Below are 472 nucleotides of genomic sequence, written 5' to 3' on the forward strand. Positions count from 1 at the left end.
GTGACGGCGTCTCTCGCCCTTGCGCAGGAGGGGCCAGGGCAGCCAGCGTGTCCGACGCCGAAGACTGCTACCGTGAGCTCAGGCGGCTCCTTCACTTTCGACGTCTCCACCTGCGACGGATCGTTGTCCGCCACCGGCATGACCGACGGCCAGCAACCCTCGCACGGCAGCTACTCCCTGACCGGCCAGCTCGACGCCGCCGGTACCGAACGGGTGACCTATACCAACAACGGGGACGGCGCGACGTCGGACTCGTTCTACCTGCTCGACGAGTACAACAACCAGATCGTCTTCAACATCACCATCAATCCCTCGCGCACCGCCAGCATCTCGATCTCGCCGTCCAGCACCAATGAGGACAGCGGCACGGCCTTGGTCTACACGGTGACGCTGAGCCAGACCAACAGTTCGCCGACCACCGTGAACCTGACCCGCAGCGGCACGGCCACCAGCGGGACCGACTACACCGGTG

At 65.3% G+C, this 472-nt stretch carries 1 protein-coding gene; it reads left to right on the top strand.

Annotated elements, in window-relative coordinates; translation table 11 throughout:
• Nucleotides 1-72: 72 nt before the first annotated feature.
• Nucleotides 73-472: hypothetical protein (locus tag AC066S_RS39205; protein ID WP_478271961.1), on the top strand; the 400-nt coding region annotated here is incomplete at its 3' end.

Source organism: Bradyrhizobium sp. CFUWI (assembly GCF_056429085.1).